Here is a 15,427-nt window from a genome sequence, read left to right as displayed (position 1 = left end):
GAGGGTGGCGTTGTCGTCCTTGTCGTACGGGCGGGCGAGGAAGCCGTCTTCGATCTTGATGAGCCACTCGCCGTTGTAGATGCCGCCACCGAACCGGCCGGCCGTGTTGTCCACGATGGCGCTGTCGGAGATCGTGGCGCTCGCCTCGCCGTCGGCCTTCTCGGCCCCGGTGGGCGTCCAGTCCCGCCCGCCGGTCGTCACCACGCCGCCGCCGTTGCCGTCGGCGTGGTTTCCGGCCACGAGGACCCGCTCCAGGAGCAGGTCGGTGCTCTCGGCGTAGACGCCGCCACCGTTGTCGCAGGCCGTGTTGCCCGTGATCGCGGTGAACGAGACGCTGACCCAGCCGCCGCTGCTGAACAGGCCGCCACCGTTGTGACCGGCCCGGTTGCGGCTCAACGTGCTGGACGCGGCGTCCTTGCCCTCGTGCCCACCGATGATCTCGACGGTGCCCGCGTGCTGCCGGCCGTGTCCGCCCTTGCCGGCCTTCGCGGCCGACGCCAGGTCGACCGGCCCGTCGTGGTGCGCGCCGCCGCCATTGGCGATACCGCCGCCGTTGCCGCCCGCGGTGTTGTCGTCGACGTGGGTGGTCTCGACCTTGAGGATGCCCTCGTTGTAGATGCCGCCGCCGTCGCCCTGGGCGTGGTTGTCGACGACCTGGCTGTCCATGAGCCAGGTGCGGCCGTAGTTGGCCAGGGCGCCACCGTCGCCTTCGGCGCTGTTGCCGACGAGCTTGACGGCGTGCAGGTGAGCACTGCCGCCGCGCTCGACCAGGAGCGCGCCGCCGTCACCCTCGACCCGCTTGGCGTCCAGCTCGGCCGGGTCGGCCGCCTTCGGCGCGGACGGTCCGGGGTACTTGAACTCGTTGGCGTTGCCGCCCTTGATGGTGAGGTCCTTGAGGGTGAGGTCGCCGCCGTCGGCGACGCGGAAGATGCGGAAGGTGTCTTCGGCGTCGCGCTTGATGGTGGAGCCGTTGCCCTTGATGGTGACGTCCTGCTTGATCTCGGGCAGGGCGGAGCCGACCTTGCGGTCCTTGACGCCGAGTTCGTAGGTGCAGTTCTCGGCGAGCTTGATGGTGCCGCCGTGGTCGCGGTTGGCCAGTTCGAGGGCGTCGATCAGGGCTTCGTCCTTGCAGGGGACCTCGCGGGTCTTGCCGTGGTCGTCCTTGCCGTCCTTGCCGCCCTTGTCCGGGCCCCACTCGCCATGGTCGCGGCCCTCCTGGCCACGGTCCTCGCCGTCCTTGCCGTACCCGTCGTCGCCCTTGCCGCCCTCGGCGCGGGAGCCGTCGCCGGCGCTCTGCGGCGCCGCGGCGTGGTTGTCCGCCACCGGCTCGGTGCCGGACTTGTCGTCGCGGGCGGCGAGACCGCCGAGCGCCGCCAGCCCGACGACGCCGGTCAGCCCGGCCACGCCGGTGGCGACCCAGAGCGCCCGCCGCCTGCTCGTCCGCGGCGGAGGCGCCATCGGAGCGCCGCCGTCCGGTGTCGTTACGTCGTTCGACATGAGAGCCCTTTCGGTTCTTCCCAAACGGGTCGCACCGCCCCAGGCCGGGCGACCAGCTACAAACCGGTTGTAGCCTCTGATCGACACCGTATGAGAAGTGTCCTCGCGAAGAGGACGTATCCGAGAAAAGCCCGCATTCCTCCCACTAATGGCGGTCGGTGAGCAACCACGTGTGCGGGACCGCAACGGCCCAGACGGCGGCGGGCCCCGTCACCGGACCATGGAGGCGCGGTGACGGGGCCCGACGAAGATCGCGGCCGCGGGATCAGCCGGGCAGGCGGGGGCCCGCCTCACGCTGCTCGGCCAGCCAGGTCTCCACCTCGGCGGAGGCGCGCGGCAGGCCGGCCGACAGGTTCACCGGGCCGTCGGCGGTCACCAGGATGTCGTCCTCGATCCGCACGCCGATGCCCCGCAGTTCCTCCGGGACCAGCTCGTCCTCCGGCTGGAAGTAGAGGCCCGGCTCGACGGTGAGCACGTACCCCTCGCCGAGCGGCCCCTCGCGGTAGTTCTCCTTGCGCGCGTTGGCGCAGTCGTGCACGTCGATGCCGAGCATGTGGCTGGTGCCGTGCAGCGTCCACCGCCGGTAGACGGTGGAGGCCGGGTCCATCGCCTCGTCCACGCTCACCGGCAGCAGCCCGAGATCCTTCAGCGCCTCCGCGAGGACCCGCATCGAGGCCAGGTGCACGTCCCGGAACGCCACGCCGGGACGGCACATCTCGATGCCGGCCTGCTGCGCGGCGTACACCGCGTCGTACACCTGGCGCTGCAACGGCGTGAACCGGCCGTCGACCGGGAACACCCGGGTGACGTCGGCGGTATAGAGGTTGCGGTTCTCCACGCCCATGTCCATCAGCAGCAGGTCACCGGGACGGGTGGCGCCGTGGTTGTGCACCCAGTGCAGGATCGTGGCGTGCTCGCCGGCCCCGACGATCGAGCCGTAGCCGACGTCGTTGCCGTCGTGCCGGGCGCGCAGCGCGAAGACGCCCTCCAGCAGACGCTCGGAGACCCCCCGGTCGGCCGGCAGCGCCCGCGCCACGTCCTCGAAGCCACGCACCGTGGCGTCGCACGCCTCCTGGAGCTGCGCGATCTCCCACTCGTCCTTGACCAGCTTCAGCTCGGCGATCGCGATCGCCAGCTCGCGGTCGCGGCCGGGCTGCCCCTCGGCGCGCGCGCCGTCGTACCGGCGCACCGCCGCGTCCACCCGGGCGTCGAAACCGCGAAGCACCCGGGTACGCCCCGGCGCCAGCTCGGCCAGCGCCGCGTCCAGCTCGCTCAGGTCGGCCGTCGGCAGGCCCAGCTCGGTGGACTTCTCCCGCAGCGTCGGCCGGCGGCCCACCCACAGCTCGCCGTGGCGGCTGCGGAAGAACTCGTCGGTCGCCCGGGACGACCGGGGCCGCATGAACAGGGTGGACTCGCCGCCCGGCCGCAGCACGAGGACGCTGTCCGGCTCCAGGTCGCCGGTCAGGTACGCGAAGTCGCTGCCCGGCCGGAACCGGTGGTCGGTGTCGTTGGCGCGTACCTTCTCGTTGCCGGTGGGGATGACGAGCGTCTCGCCCGGGAAGGCCTCGGCCAGCGCGGCCCGCCGCTTGGCGTGGTTGGGCACCTCCGGACGCGGGGTGACCGGCAGCTCGGTGTCCCGCCAGCCCTGCCGCATGAACGACAGGAACGCCTCCGGGAAATCCGGGTCGTGCGACTCCGTGCCGTCCGCCGGTTTGCCCTGCCGGGTCCGCTCCTCGGCCATGATCCGCCCTCCCTGAGCCTCATCGCTGGTCCCGACGGTACCGCGCGCACGACAGCGGTAGGTGCCTGCGGTGCCGCGACGACGGCTTCCGGCGCGTGGAAAGATGGCGGCCATGTGCGGACTCCTGGCCTTCTTCAGCGCGCGCGGCGACGCCGCCGCCCACCGCGACCACATCGCCGGCGCACTGGAGTGCCTGCACCACCGTGGCCCGGACGAGACAGGGGTCGAGGTGGTCGGCGACGCCTCCGGCCGGTACGCGGACGGTGTGTTCGCGCACAAGCGCCTGGCGATCATCGACGTGGCGCTGAGCCACGAGCCCCTGCCCTACGCGGGCGGGCGTTACCTGCTCACCTTCAACGGCGAGATCTACAACTACATCGAGCTGCGCGAGGAGCTGATCCGCGACTACGGCGCCCAGTTCGCCACGAACGGCGACGGCGAGGTGATCGTCGCCGGCTACCACTACTGGGGTGAGCAGGTGCTGACCAAGCTGCGCGGCATGTTCGCGTTCGTGATCTGGGACCGGCAGGAGCGGCGGGCCTTCGGCGCGCGGGACTACTTCGGCATCAAGCCGCTGCACTACCTGGAGACCCAGGACGGCCTCTACCTCGCCTCGGAGAAGAAGGCGCTGCTGCCGTTCGCGCACTCGGCGTACCAGGGCGACGCGGGCATCGACACCGCCAACCTGAGCCACTACCTGACCCTGCAGTACGTGCCCGAGCCGGGCACGCTGCACAAGGGGATCAGCCGGATCGGCTCGGGGGAGTACCTGACCTGGACCCCTGGTGGCCGGATCGAGGTGCGCCGCTGGTACCGGCCGGTGTTCCGCCCGGCCCCGGTCTCCGACGAGCAGCGGCTCTACCACGACATCCGGGAGACGCTGCGGGAGAGCGTCCGGATGCACATGCGCTCGGACGTGCCGGTCGGCTCGTTCCTGTCCAGCGGCATCGACTCCACCGCCGTGGTGGCGCTGGCCCGCGAGTTCAACCCGAACATCCTCACCTTCACCGTCGGCTACGACGTGCCCGGCTACTCCGAGATCGACGTGGCCCAGGACTCGGCCCGGCACCTCGACGTGACCACCATCCCGACCAAGATCGGGCCGCAGGACATGATCGACGCGCTGCCGAAGATCGTCTGGCACCTGGACGACCCGGTGGCCGACCCGGCGCTGGTGCCGCTCTACTTCGTGGCGAAGAAGGCCGCCGAGCACGTCACAGTGGTGCTCTCCGGCGAGGGCGCGGACGAGTTCTTCGGCGGCTACACCATCTACCGGGAGCCGCTGTCGCTCAACGCGGTGAACAGCCTGCCCGACGGCGTGCAGAAGGGGCTGCGCGCGGTCTCCAAGGCGATCCCGCAGGGAGTGAAGGGCAAGAGCTTCCTGGAACGCGGCACCACCCCGATCGAGGAGCGCTACTACGGCAACGCCCGGATGTTCACCGAGGAGGAGAAGCAGCACCTGCTGCGCCGCTACGACCCCTCGGTGCGCTACACCGACGTGACCGCGCCGATCTACGCCGAGTGCACCGAACTGGACGACGTCACCAAGATGCAGTACGTCGACCTCTACACCTGGCTGCGCGGTGACATCCTGGTCAAGGCCGACCGGATCTCGATGGCGCACTCGCTCGAGGTGCGGGTGCCGTTCCTGGACCGGGAGGTCTTCAACGTCGCCGCCGGCATCCCGGTCGACCTGAAGCTGCCGCCCCGCTCCGAGGCCACCAAGTACGCGATGCGCCAGGCGCTGCAGGGCGTGGTGCCGCCGGCCATCGTCAACCGCAAGAAGCTGGGCTTCCCGACCCCGACCCGGGTCTGGCTGCGCGGCGAGATGTACGAGTGGGCGCGGCACGTGCTGTCCACCTCGGGCGCCGGTGACCTGATCGACCTGTCGTACGCGATGCGCCTGCTGGAGGAGCACAAGCGGGAGGAGGCGGACCACTCCCGCAAGGTGTGGACCGTGCTGATCTTCTGCATCTGGCACGCCATCTTCGTGGCCAAGACGCTCGACCCGGGCATCCAGCGCAACCAGTCCGCGCTGCTCACCAAGCCGGTCGTCGGCAGCATGGTCCGCTGACCCGAGCGTGACGAGGAAGGGCCCCCGGGGTGTTCCCCGGGGGCCCTTCCCGTTACGGGATCAGCGACCGGTGCAGGTGACCGTCGGCAGGGAGTTGGTGCCGGAGAAGTTCGCCGTGAAGCCGAACGTGGTGGTGCCCTCCGGCGGGACGCTGCCGTTGTAGGCGGCGTTGGAGACGCTGACCGACGCCCCGCTGCCGCTCAGCGTGCCGTTCCACACCTGGTTGATGGTCTGGCCGCTGGGCCAGGTCCAGTTCGCGGTCCACCCGGAGTAGGTCCGGGTGCTGTGGTTCATGATCGTCACTTCGCCCTGGAAGCCGCCACCCCAGGCGGTGACCACCTTGTACACCGCCATGCAGGAGCCGGCCGGCATGGTCGGGCTGGTCGTCACCGGCGGGGGTGAGGTCGGCGGCGCGGTCGTCGGGGGAGCGGTCGTCGGCGGCGCGGTGGTCGGCGGCGCGGTCGTCGGGGGGGTGCTGCCGCCCGAGCCGATCCCGGTCACCTCGCCGTTACCGCCGTCGAACGTCACGTCCGAGCAGCCGAAGAAGTTCTCCTGGCTGTCCGAGCGGACCCAGCGCGAGTAGATGATGTGCCGGCCGCTCTTGTTCGACGGCAGGTTGCCGGTGAAGTAGTAGTGACCGTCGTTGGTGCCGACCGCGCCGCGCTGCGGCGGGTTGGTCACCTGCAGGAACGGCTGCTCCTCCAGGTCGCTCCAGGCCAGCGGGCGGTTCGGGCTCCAGCTGTCCTTCGTCACGTAGAAGTAGAACGTGCCCGGGTGGTGGGCCCAGTTGCTGTACCGGAACTCCATCGACCGGCCCGCCGTCAGGTGGGTGATCGGCCAGTCGTTGCGCGCCGCGTCGTACCCGCTGAAGTTGGGGTTGCCGCCGCTGCAGAGCTTGCCGTCCGGGATGAACCCGACGGTCCGCCCGCCGGCGTCGGAGCGCAGCACGCTGAACCAGTTGTACAGCGAGTTCGCCCCGTTCGCGGCCACCGCCGACGAGCAGGCGGGGTTGTTCGGCCGGATCTCACCGGTTCCGGTGAGGCCGTCCTTCCAGCACAGGTAGGTGCGGGCGCCCGGCGTCATGGCCGCGCCGTGCGCGGCCGCCGGTCCGGAGTTGGTGGCCAGGGCGAACGCGCCCAGGGCCAGGGTGGCGGCCGCGGTGAGCAACGCGGCCGTACGGGATCGGTGCACGGGGATCTCCTGACTCGCGGAGCGTGGCCTGGTTCGGCCCGCTCCGCTGGGACGAGCGGATGCGGCGATCGCGGTGCCCGCGCCTGCGCGGCCGGGGCCGTCGGCGGGCGCGCACCGTCTGCGATCCGTTGCCCACGGACCGCGTGGATGCCCTCGCGTCGGCTCGACCCGGCGGCCGGTGACGCGGCAGCCCCCGCGTCGTTACCCGGCACCGCCATCCCACCACGTCCGCTCCCCGCCCGCAATAGGCGCTGCTCGATGCCCGGGTCCCGGCGCGGCGTGGCGCCGGCATGCGCCAGGATCGGGGGAGACGACGAGAGGAGCCAGGATGGGGTACGCGGTGGTGCTCGGCGAGGCGCTGGTGGACCTGCTCGACGCCGAGCACGACGGAGAACCCGTCTACCGGCAGGCGATCGGCGGCGGTCCACTGAACGTCGCGGTGGCGGTCGCCCGGCTCGGCGGGGACGCGCGGTTCGTCGGGTCGCTCGGCGACGACGCGCTGGCCGGACGGATCCGCGCCTTCCTCACCGACGCCGGTGTGGACGTGAGCGGGACGGTCACGGTGCCGGCTCCGACCGCGCTGGCGGTGGCCACCTTCGCCGGGCCCGAGCCGGATTTCCGCTTCTACGGCGAACCCCGCTCGTACGCGCTGCTCGGCCCGGACGACCTGGACGTGGCGCTGGTCGAGGGCGCGGACGTGCTCTACTGCGGCTCGATCGTGCTGCTCGACCCGCCGGTGCTGGCCGCCGCCCGCCGCGCCTGGTCGATCGCGGGCGGGTTGCGGGTGTTCGACCCCAACGTGCGGCCCCGCCTGCTCACCGCACCGGGCGCGCTGGACGGGCTGCGGGCGGTCGTCGCCGAGTTCGCCTCCGCCGCGCACCTGGTCAAGCTCAGCAGCGCCGACGCGCGGCTGCTCTACCCGGACGAGCCGGTCGAGGGCGTCGCCGCGTACCTGCGGGAACTGGGCGCGGGCACGGTCGTGGTCACGCTCGGCGCGGACGGTGCCCTGGTCGCCGCCGCCGACGACGTGGTACGCGTCCCCGCCCCGAAGGTGGACGCGGTGGACGCGACGGGCGCGGGCGACTCGGTGATGGGCGCGCTGATCGCCGACCTGCTGGTCGCCGGGGACCCGGCCGACCCGGCCGGGTGGCGGGAGCGGGTCGCGTTCGCGCTGCGGGTGGCGGCTGTGGTGTGCGAGTCACCGGGCGGCGCCACCGCCATGCCCACCCGCGCGCGGGTGTCCGCCCGCTTCCCGTGAACCCGCCGGGGTCAGGCGCGCCGGCGGGTCATCGTCAGGACGGCGGTCAGGGACAGCAGCGACCCGCCGGCCAGGACCACTGCCATCGGCAGCGCGCTGCCCTCGCCGCCCAGCCCGACCAGCGGGGCGGCCAGCGCGCCCACCACCGACTGGATGCCGCCCATCAGCGCGGCGGCGGTGCCCGCGTGCCGGGCGTGCGCGTCCAGCGCCAGCGCGGTGCTGTTCGGCATCACCATGCCGATCGAGCCGACGAAGACGAACAGCGGCACCGCCGTCACGACCAGGCTCCCGGCCAGCGCGCCGGTCAGCACGCCGGCCGCCGCCACCAGGCCGACCACGAGCATGGTGACCAGCAGCCGGCGCGGGGAGAACCGGTCGAGCAGCCGGGCGTTTGCCTGCCCGAGTGCCACCAGGGCGAGCGCGTTGACCCCGAAGATCACGCTGTACACCATCATGGAGACACCGAAGACGTCCTGGAACACGAAGGACGACCCCGAGATGTACGCGAACAGCCCGGCGAACGCGAAACCCTGTGTCAGCGCGTACCCGAGGTAGACCCGGTCGGCGAGCAGCGACCGCATGGTCCGGAGGGTGCCCCCGAGACCGCCGGTGCTGCGCCGCTCGGCCGGCAGCGTCTCCGGCAGGCGCAGCGCGGCCGCGACCGCGAGCATCGCCCCGATGACGGCCAGGACCAGGAAGACGGCCCGCCACGAGCCGAACCGCAGCACGAGGCTGCCCGCGGCCGGCGCCGCCACCGGCGCCACGCCGAAGACCAGGATGAGCCGGGAGAAGTACTTCGCGGCGGCGCGGCCCGCGTAGAGGTCGCGGACCACCGCGCGGGCGACCACCACACCCATGCCGCCGGCCATACCCTGGGCGAACCGGGCGACGGCGAGCAGCGGGGCGTTCGGCGCCGCGGCGCACGCCAGCGTCAGCACCGTGTACGCGACCAGGCCCACCAGCACCGGGAGGCGGCGCCCCCAGCGGTCGCTCAGCGGTCCGGTGACGAGCTGGCCGAACGCCAGGCCGATCAGGTAGGTGGTGAGCGAGAGTTGGATGCCGGCCTGGTCGGCGCCGAGGTCGCGGGTCATGGCCGGGAACGCCGGCAGGTACATGTCCAGCGACAGCGGGCCGACCGCGGTGAGCCCGCCGAGCAGGAGCAGCAGCGTCACGCCGCCGGTGGGTGCGGTGGACGCGGTGGTGCGATCGGTCGGGCGCGCGGCGGCGGGCGCGGCGTTGCTCACGAGTGGGTACCCCCTGATCCGGTGCTTCGGGGTACCTTACCTCTGTAGTCAGAACTATTGCGATGTGAGGCGGGTGACTCCGTGGCGACGAACGAGCAGGTGGCGCGGTTCGGCGCGGCGCTGGGCGAGGTGCACCGGCTCCTGCGCCGCCGAGCCATGGCGCGCGCCGGGCGGGACCCGCTGCCCGAGGCTCAGGTGGAGGTGCTCCTGCTGGTCCACCAGACGCCGGGGATCAGCGGCAAGGAGGTGGCCCGGCGTCTCGGCACCGCGCCCAACACGGTGAGCACGCTGGTCCGCGACCTCACCGACGCCGGGCTGCTGGCTCGCGACCGTGACCCCGCCGACCGCCGGGTGGTCCGGCTGCGCACCACCGACGCCGCCCGGGCGCGGATCGCCCACTACGCGACCCACCGCGCGGCGCTGCTCGCCGCCGCCCTGGACGCGCTGGACCCGCCGGCGCGGGCGGCGATCCTGGCCGCCGCCCCGCACCTCGACGCGCTGCGCGACGCGCTCGCCGGACCCGTCCGGCCCGAGGGGTCCGAACCCGCGGCGGGAAACCCGGTGGCCGCCGTACCGCCCCTCGACACATGATCGCGGGGTGCTGCACCAGGACGAGATACCGGTGGACGAGGGCGTGGTCCGCGCGCTGCTGACCGAGCAGCGCCCCGAGTGGGCCGCCCTGCCGGTGACGCCCGCCGGTGGCGGGACCGACAACACGATGTACCGCCTCGGCACCGACCTGCTGGTCCGGCTGCCCCGTACGGCGGAGAAGTCCACTGCCCTGCGCAAGGAACAGCGGTGGCTGCCCCGGCTCGCGCCGCTGCTGCCGGTGCGCGTGCCCGAACCGCTGTACGCGGGCACGCCGGGCGCCGCCTTCCCGCTGCCCTGGTCGGTGCTGCGGTGGATACCGGGCGACGAGGTCCGGCCCGGCACCGTCGGGGACTGGGCCGCCCTCGGCACCGACCTGGCGACGTTCGTCCGGCACCTGCACGCGGCCGACCTGCTCGGCGCGACCCGGGCGGGCCCGCTGGGTGGATACCGCGGCGGCAGCCTGCGTCCCTGCGACACCTGGATCTCCCCGGCGCTCGACGACTGCCGGACCCTGATCGGGGAGGAGGCGGACGTCGGCACGCTCCAGCGGCTGTGGCGCGAGGCCCTCACCCTGCCCGAACCCGCCGGGCCGCACGTCTGGCTGCACGGCGACCTCAAGCCCACCAACCTGCTGGTGCGCGACGGCCGGCTGCGGGCGGTCATCGACTTCGGCGGCCTCGCCGTCGGGCACCCCGACGCCGAACACGCGCCGATCTGGGACCTCCCGCCACCCGCCCGGCACGCCTACCGCGAGGCGCTCGGCGTGGACGACGTGACCTGGGCGCGGGCCCGCGCCTGGGCGCTCGGCGTGGCGGCCAGCGGCGTCTCCTACTACTGGCACACGTTCCCGGCGTTCGTCGCCGAGTGCCGCAACCGTCTCCGCGAGATCCTGGCCGACGCCGGCTGACTTCGGCCTCCGCCGCCGGTCAGGCCGTGCCGTCCAGCTCCGCGTAGCCGCGCCGGGCCGCGATCAGGCCCGGCCGGGCGCCGAACGGCGACTCGGCCGCCACCCGCTCCGGCGGCGCGCCGCCGGTGTGCCCGGCGCGGATCAGCCACGCCTGCCGCGCGAGCTGCGCGTGCTGCTCGCGGACGAAGTCCGCGCCGACCGGCTCGCCGTGGCCGGGCACCACCACCGTCGCGGGCGTGGTCAGCCGCAGCAGGTCGGCCAGCGCGTCCGGCCACTTCAGGGGGTACGACTCCTCGAACGCCGGTGGCCCGCTCTGCTCCACCAGGTCGCCAGCGACGAGCACGTCCGCGTCCGGCACGTGCACCACCAGATCGGCGTCGGTGTGCCCGTGCCCGGGATGGCGCAGCACCACCCGCCGGCCGCCCACGTCGAGCACCGTCTCGGAGACCACCTCGCGCGTCGGCGCCCGCAGCTCGGTCCGCGCCAGCTCCTCGGCCAGCGCCGGATGCCCGGCGCGCATCTCCTCGTACGCGGCCCGGCGCACCGCCTCGGGGCGGTCCCGCAGCGCCGCCGCGGCCTGGGCGTGCGCGTAGATCGCGGTGTCCGGCCCGGCCAGCGTGGCGTTGCCGAAGCAGTGGTCGAAGTGGTGGTGCGTGTTGACGATCGTCCACGGGTGAGGCGTCACCGCCCGCGCCGCCTCCGCCAGCTCCCCGGCCTGCGCGGCGGTGGAGAGCGTGTCCACCAGCAGCGCCGCGCCGTCACCGGCCACCAGCACCACGTTCACCGCGAGCGCCGGCTCGCGTCTCACGTACACCCCGGTGGCGACCTCGGTGAACCCGGCGGTCATGACGGGCCGAGAGCCCGCTCGACGAAGCGCTGCCGGTCGACGAGCGCCCGCTCGACCCGGCCCCGCGCCGCCACAGTGGGCCCGTCGGTGACAGTCACGTCGAAGACGAGTCGCTTCCCGTCGACCTTCACCAGCTCGGCGTGGGCGGAAACGGTACGCCCGACCGGGGTGGCCACACGGTGCTCCAGCTCGACCCGTACGCCGACGGTGGTGGACCCCGGCGGCATCCGGGTCGCGGTGGCGGCCACCGTGGCCGCCTCGGCCAGCGCCAGCACCCGTGGGGTGCCGAGCACCGGCACGTCCCCGGAGCCGACCGCCTGCGCGGTGTCGGCGTCGGTCACTGTGAGCTCGACCCGGGCGGTCAGGCCCGGCGCGAAGGGCGGCTCCGGCTGCTCCTGCATGCGGCCGAGCCTAGTGCAGCCGGCCCGGGTCCGTCCGGCGTCCGAGCCGCCGCCCCCGCGTCGTTCCCGCCCGCCCGCAGGCCCGCCCGTCGCCCGCCGTTAACCTTGTCCGCGATGGCCGAGCAGACACAATCTCCGACCCCCGCCCCCGACGCGACCACCGAATCGCCCGACGGCGGGCGTCGCCGTGTGATCGCGATGACCATCTGGGGCGTCGCGTTCGTCGCCGCCTGGCTCGCCATCGGCCTGCCCACCGACCCGGCGTACGCGTTCCTGTGGATCTGGGCCGGCACCATCGCCTGGAACTCGGACCGCCCGTGGCGCAGCCACCTGCGCTTCGCCCGGGACTGGATCCCGGTGGTGCTGCTGCTCGCCGCGTACAACCTGTCCCGTGGGTTCGCCGACAACGGCGCCACCCCGCACGCCATGGAACTGATCGTCGCCGACCGGTTCCTCACCGGATGGCTCACCGGCGGCGAGGTGCCGACGATCTGGCTCCAGGAGCGGCTGTACGACCCGGCCGAGGTGCGCTGGTGGGACGTGCTGGTGAGCTGGATCTACTTCTCGCACTTCGTGGCGACGTTCGCCGCCGCGGCGGTGCTGTGGATGCGCAACCGGCGGCGCTGGATCGCGTACATGTCCCGCTGGGGCTTCCTGTGCGCGGCCGGGCTGGTCACCTACTTCGCCTACCCGGCCGCGCCGCCGTGGTGGGCGGCCCAGAACGGCCTGCTCACCGAGGTCGCGCGGATCTCCACCCGGGGCTGGAAGGAGATCGGCATGCACGGCGCGGGCAACCTGCTCAACGCCGGGCAGATCGCCTCCAACCCGGTCGCCGCAATGCCGTCGCTGCACACCGCGTTCGCGCTGTTCGTGGTGCTGTTCTTCATGCGCGCGGTGCGCAAGCGCTGGTGGCCGCTGATGCTGGCGTATCCGCTGGCCATGACGTTCACGCTGATGTACAGCGGTGAGCACTACCTGATCGACGTGCTGGTCGGCTGGGCGTACGTCGGCATGACGTTCCTGGTGGTCGGCCTGGCCGAGCGCTGGTGGGCGGCGCGGCGGGCCCGGCGTGCCGGCGAGCCCGCCGTCGCCGCCGGCGAGCCGCCCGCCGTCGGCGACACCGCCGACACCCCGGACCGGGCCGCCGACGACCGGGACGCGGTGCCCGCCGAGCGCCGGTAGGCCCGGCGGGTCAGCGGTCGGTACGGCGGGCGGCCCGCGAGCGCTCGGTCAGCTCCGCGGCCAGCGCCCACGCGTCGGCCAGGTCCCTGTCGACGGCCGCGGCCCCGGCCCCACCGGCGGTGTCCGCGTGCACCGTGGCCAGCCGCAGCAGCCGCTGCACCGGACCCCGGGTGACGCGCACGCTCTGGATCCGGGCGTACGGCACCAGCGTCAACCGGCGGGTCAGCAGCCCGGAGCGGGCCACGAACACCCGATCGTCGAGGCCGGCGCCGACCACCTTGCGGCTCAGCGGGCGCAGCCACCGGGCCCGTGCCGGCGGCGGCGTGGCGGGCAGCGCGTCCAGCCGGACGCCGGGCAGCACCTCCGCCACGACCCGCGCGCCGGTGTCCGCGTCGCCGACCGGCAGCAGGCGGTCCGGGCGGTTGCGGTCGTCCGGCTCACCGGCCGAGTAACCGGCCACCTCCAGCCGCAGCCGCAGCCATCCCTTCATCCGCCAGAGCAGCGGCCAGGTCGCCCGTACGGTCTGCACCCGGTGCAGCGGCACGGTCTGCACCCGCGTCTCCAGCAGCCCGTTGTGCACGCGCAGCGTGCCGTCGTCCCGGTCGAGCCGGAAGCTCCAGTCGTCGAGCACCCGGCGGATCGGTTGCAGCACCACGCCGGCCATCGCGGTGAGCGTGCTCGCCACCGCGATGAACGACCACGAGTCCTCGGAGAGGAACTGCGCGCCGACGAAGACCAGGCCCAGCGGCAGCAGGAACGCCTGCGGCGTGAGCAGCTGGCTGACCAGCAGGTCCTGGTTGCGGACGGTGTGCAGCCGGCGCCCCTCCGGCGCGGGCACGGCCGGGAGGCCGGGTTCGGCAGCCGGTGCGGGCGCCGGACCTGAGCGACCGGCGACCGCGAGCAGCCGCTGCCGCAGCGCGGTGGCCTCGGCCACGCTGAGGTAGGCCAGCGGCGCCTCGGTCTTGCCCCCGCCGACCACCTCCAGCCGCAGCTCGGCCAGGCCGGTGAGCTGGGCCAGCAGGGGCCGGACCACCTCCACCGCCTGCAACCGCTCCAGCGGGATGGCCCGGGTACGCCGCCACAGCAGCCCTTCGTGGACCCGCAGTTCGCGGCCCACCAGGTGGTAGCCGGTGTTCCACCAGCTCACCACGGACAGCACCGTGGCGCCGAGGACGAAGACCGTGACCAGCACCGCGAACCAGCCGAACCCGACCCGCGACAGCGTCGACCAGGAGAGCCCGGCGATCACCACGACAAGCGACTTCGCGCCGTGCAGCGCCGGGCTGAGCGGATGCAGCCGCTGCCGGGGCTCCTCGCCACCGACAGGTCCGGCGGCCGGACCCCACAGTCCCGGGTACGGCGGCAGCGGCGCGGGCCACGGCCCGGGCGCCGCCGGATCGGGGCCGGGCGACGGCCCGTGACCGGGTGCCGCCGAGCCGGGCGGCCCGTAGCCGGGCGGTGGCCCGTAGCCGGGCTGCGGCGGTCCGTATCCGGGCGGCCCAGGGGCGGGCGGCGCGGCGGGCGGACCGTGGCCCGGCGCGGGCGGGCCGGGCGTCGGCTCGGACCGGTCGTCGGGGGGCGGCGGGGCGCCGGGCTCGCTCCGGTCGCTCACAGGCCCTCCGCCCGGTCCTCGCCCAGCGCGGTCAGCCGGTCGCGCAGCCGGGACGCCTCGGCCGGGCGCAGACCGGGCACCCGGGCGTCGCTCGCGGCCGCCGCCGTATGCAATTGCACTGTGGCGAGGTCGAAGGCGCGCTCCAGCGGACCGGCGCTCACATCGACGAACTGCATCCGGGAGTACGGCACGATGGACAGCCGCCGCACCAGCAGGCCGTGCCGCACGAGCAGATCGTCGTCGCGCTCGGCGTACCCCCAGGCGCGGACCGCGCGCACGATGGTGACGGACCGCCAGACGCCCAGCAGCAGCGCTCCGCCCACGGCGGCGCCGAGCAGCCAGTGCCCGGCCAGCGCCCAGGCGGCGCCGAGCACCACGAGCGTCACCGCCAGCCCGATGCCGAGCCGGATCAGCTCCACCCAGATCAGGTCGCGGGAGATCGGCTGCCAGCGGACCGTGTCCGGCCAGGGCTCCAGCGCGCTGCGCGCGGCGGGCGGCGGGCCGGCGGGACCGTCACCGCTCATCGGGGAGACCTGCCGTGTTCGCCGCCGGTACGGGCTCGGATCATCTGCTCGCTCACGCTTCGAGCGTAGGCGATCAGGGCAGCGGGACCACCTCGCGGAGGAAGCCGCGTGCGTCGAGGAAGTCGCCGAGGGACCCCCGGTGCTCCGGGCAGGCCAGCCACGTCTTGCGCCGGTCCGGCGCGTGCAGGCGGGGGTTGTGCCAGCGGAGCTGGTACGCGGCGGGTGCGCGACATCCCCGCGCCGAGCAGATCAGCGTTTCGTCCGGGCTGGTGGGAGTCGTCACCGGGGCGAGTCTAGAGGCCGCACGCCGGGAGTTTTAGCGCCGGGCGGCCACGGGGGGAGCCGCCCGGCGACGGGG

14 protein-coding genes are annotated in these 15,427 nt (G+C 73.8%); 5 read left to right on the top strand and 9 right to left on the bottom strand.

Annotated features, from left to right (window positions below; translation table 11 throughout):
* Both AB0B20_RS20845 and AB0B20_RS20840 read right to left on the bottom strand, forming a co-directional pair.
* On the bottom strand, positions 1 to 1,497 hold a 1,497-nt coding region (locus tag AB0B20_RS20845; protein WP_357472574.1), incomplete at its 3' end, for a hypothetical protein.
* A gap of 265 nt (positions 1,498 to 1,762) precedes the next feature.
* A complete protein-coding gene (locus AB0B20_RS20840; RefSeq protein WP_357387990.1) occupies positions 1,763 to 3,238 on the bottom strand; it encodes an aminopeptidase P family protein in 1,476 nt (491 codons plus the stop codon).
* 112 nt (positions 3,239 to 3,350) lie between these two features.
* Here AB0B20_RS20840 and asnB point away from each other — a divergent pair, with 112 nt between their 5' ends.
* Positions 3,351 to 5,312, top strand: coding sequence for an asparagine synthase (glutamine-hydrolyzing) (gene asnB, locus AB0B20_RS20835; protein WP_135241123.1), 1,962 nt, complete (start codon positions 3,351 to 3,353; stop codon positions 5,310 to 5,312).
* A 60-nt stretch (positions 5,313 to 5,372) separates the two neighbouring features.
* On the opposite strand, the gene AB0B20_RS20830 is transcribed toward asnB, so the two are convergent.
* Positions 5,373 to 6,509 carry a lytic polysaccharide monooxygenase gene (locus tag AB0B20_RS20830; protein ID WP_357388127.1) on the bottom strand — a complete coding sequence of 379 codons (1,137 nt, stop codon included), beginning with the start codon at positions 6,507 to 6,509 and terminating at the stop codon, positions 5,373 to 5,375.
* Positions 6,510 to 6,831: 322 nt separating this feature from the next.
* Between AB0B20_RS20830 and AB0B20_RS20825 the strand changes: the two genes are divergently transcribed.
* Complete coding sequence (locus AB0B20_RS20825; RefSeq protein ID WP_357387994.1) at positions 6,832 to 7,761, top strand: carbohydrate kinase; 930 nt, start codon at positions 6,832 to 6,834, stop codon at positions 7,759 to 7,761.
* 11 nt (positions 7,762 to 7,772) lie between these two features.
* On the opposite strand, the gene AB0B20_RS20820 is transcribed toward AB0B20_RS20825, so the two are convergent.
* Entirely contained in the window at positions 7,773 to 8,933 is a 1,161-nt protein-coding gene (locus AB0B20_RS20820; protein WP_357388129.1) for a multidrug effflux MFS transporter, read from the bottom strand.
* A gap of 153 nt (positions 8,934 to 9,086) precedes the next feature.
* Between AB0B20_RS20820 and AB0B20_RS20815 the strand changes: the two genes are divergently transcribed.
* Both AB0B20_RS20815 and AB0B20_RS20810 read left to right on the top strand, forming a co-directional pair.
* Entirely contained in the window at positions 9,087 to 9,596 is a 510-nt protein-coding gene (locus tag AB0B20_RS20815; RefSeq protein ID WP_357472570.1) for a MarR family transcriptional regulator, read from the top strand.
* Between the two features lie 7 nt (positions 9,597 to 9,603).
* Positions 9,604 to 10,503 (top strand): aminoglycoside phosphotransferase family protein, encoded by a 900-nt coding sequence (locus AB0B20_RS20810; protein WP_357387998.1) that lies wholly within the window; start codon positions 9,604 to 9,606, stop codon positions 10,501 to 10,503.
* Positions 10,504 to 10,522: 19 nt separating this feature from the next.
* Here AB0B20_RS20810 and AB0B20_RS20805 read toward each other — a convergent pair whose 3' ends face one another.
* Together AB0B20_RS20805 and AB0B20_RS20800 are read right to left on the bottom strand one after the other, a co-directional pair.
* Positions 10,523 to 11,350 carry an MBL fold metallo-hydrolase gene (locus tag AB0B20_RS20805; RefSeq protein ID WP_357472567.1) on the bottom strand — a complete coding sequence of 276 codons (828 nt, stop codon included), beginning with the start codon at positions 11,348 to 11,350 and terminating at the stop codon, positions 10,523 to 10,525.
* A complete protein-coding gene (locus AB0B20_RS20800; RefSeq protein ID WP_357472564.1) occupies positions 11,347 to 11,751 on the bottom strand; it encodes a hotdog domain-containing protein in 405 nt (134 codons plus the stop codon). The genes AB0B20_RS20805 and AB0B20_RS20800 overlap by 4 nt, the downstream gene beginning before the upstream one ends.
* Before the next feature lie 114 nt (positions 11,752 to 11,865).
* Between AB0B20_RS20800 and AB0B20_RS20795 the strand changes: the two genes are divergently transcribed.
* Positions 11,866 to 12,933 carry a phosphatase PAP2 family protein gene (locus AB0B20_RS20795; RefSeq protein WP_357472561.1) on the top strand — a complete coding sequence of 356 codons (1,068 nt, stop codon included), beginning with the start codon at positions 11,866 to 11,868 and terminating at the stop codon, positions 12,931 to 12,933.
* A gap of 10 nt (positions 12,934 to 12,943) precedes the next feature.
* Here the strand turns inward: AB0B20_RS20795 and AB0B20_RS20790 are convergent, their stop codons facing one another.
* The 3 genes from AB0B20_RS20790 to AB0B20_RS20780 form a co-directional block, all read right to left on the bottom strand.
* On the bottom strand, positions 12,944 to 14,299 hold the full coding sequence (locus AB0B20_RS20790; RefSeq protein WP_357388131.1) for a PH domain-containing protein: 1,356 nt from the start codon (positions 14,297 to 14,299) through the stop codon (positions 12,944 to 12,946).
* 242 nt (positions 14,300 to 14,541) lie between these two features.
* Positions 14,542 to 15,069, bottom strand: a complete 528-nt coding sequence (locus AB0B20_RS20785) for a PH domain-containing protein (protein WP_357388006.1) — start codon at positions 15,067 to 15,069, stop codon at positions 14,542 to 14,544.
* 73 nt (positions 15,070 to 15,142) lie between these two features.
* Entirely contained in the window at positions 15,143 to 15,352 is a 210-nt protein-coding gene (locus tag AB0B20_RS20780) for a hypothetical protein (RefSeq protein WP_357388008.1), read from the bottom strand.
* Positions 15,353 to 15,427 lie beyond the last annotated feature (75 nt).

Origin of the sequence: Micromonospora sp. NPDC049151, from assembly GCF_040648395.1 — a bacterium.
GTDB lineage: Bacteria > Actinomycetota > Actinomycetes > Mycobacteriales > Micromonosporaceae > Micromonospora.
Note: the sequence above shows the minus strand (reverse complement) of the source record. Positions and strands in the feature narration are given on the sequence as shown.

Coding starts and splice junctions, on each gene's coding strand:
- AB0B20_RS20840 (WP_357387990.1), bottom strand. CDS start 3,238: ATGGCCGAGGAGCGGACCCGGCAGGGCAAACCGGCGGACGGCACGGAG.
- asnB (WP_135241123.1), top strand. CDS start 3,351: ATGTGCGGACTCCTGGCCTTCTTCAGCGCGCGCGGCGACGCCGCCGCC.
- AB0B20_RS20825 (WP_357387994.1), top strand. CDS start 6,832: ATGGGGTACGCGGTGGTGCTCGGCGAGGCGCTGGTGGACCTGCTCGAC.
- AB0B20_RS20805 (WP_357472567.1), bottom strand. CDS start 11,350: ATGACCGCCGGGTTCACCGAGGTCGCCACCGGGGTGTACGTGAGACGC.
- AB0B20_RS20800 (WP_357472564.1), bottom strand. CDS start 11,751: ATGCAGGAGCAGCCGGAGCCGCCCTTCGCGCCGGGCCTGACCGCCCGG.
- AB0B20_RS20795 (WP_357472561.1), top strand. CDS start 11,866: ATGGCCGAGCAGACACAATCTCCGACCCCCGCCCCCGACGCGACCACC.
- AB0B20_RS20785 (WP_357388006.1), bottom strand. CDS start 15,069: ATGAGCGGTGACGGTCCCGCCGGCCCGCCGCCCGCCGCGCGCAGCGCG.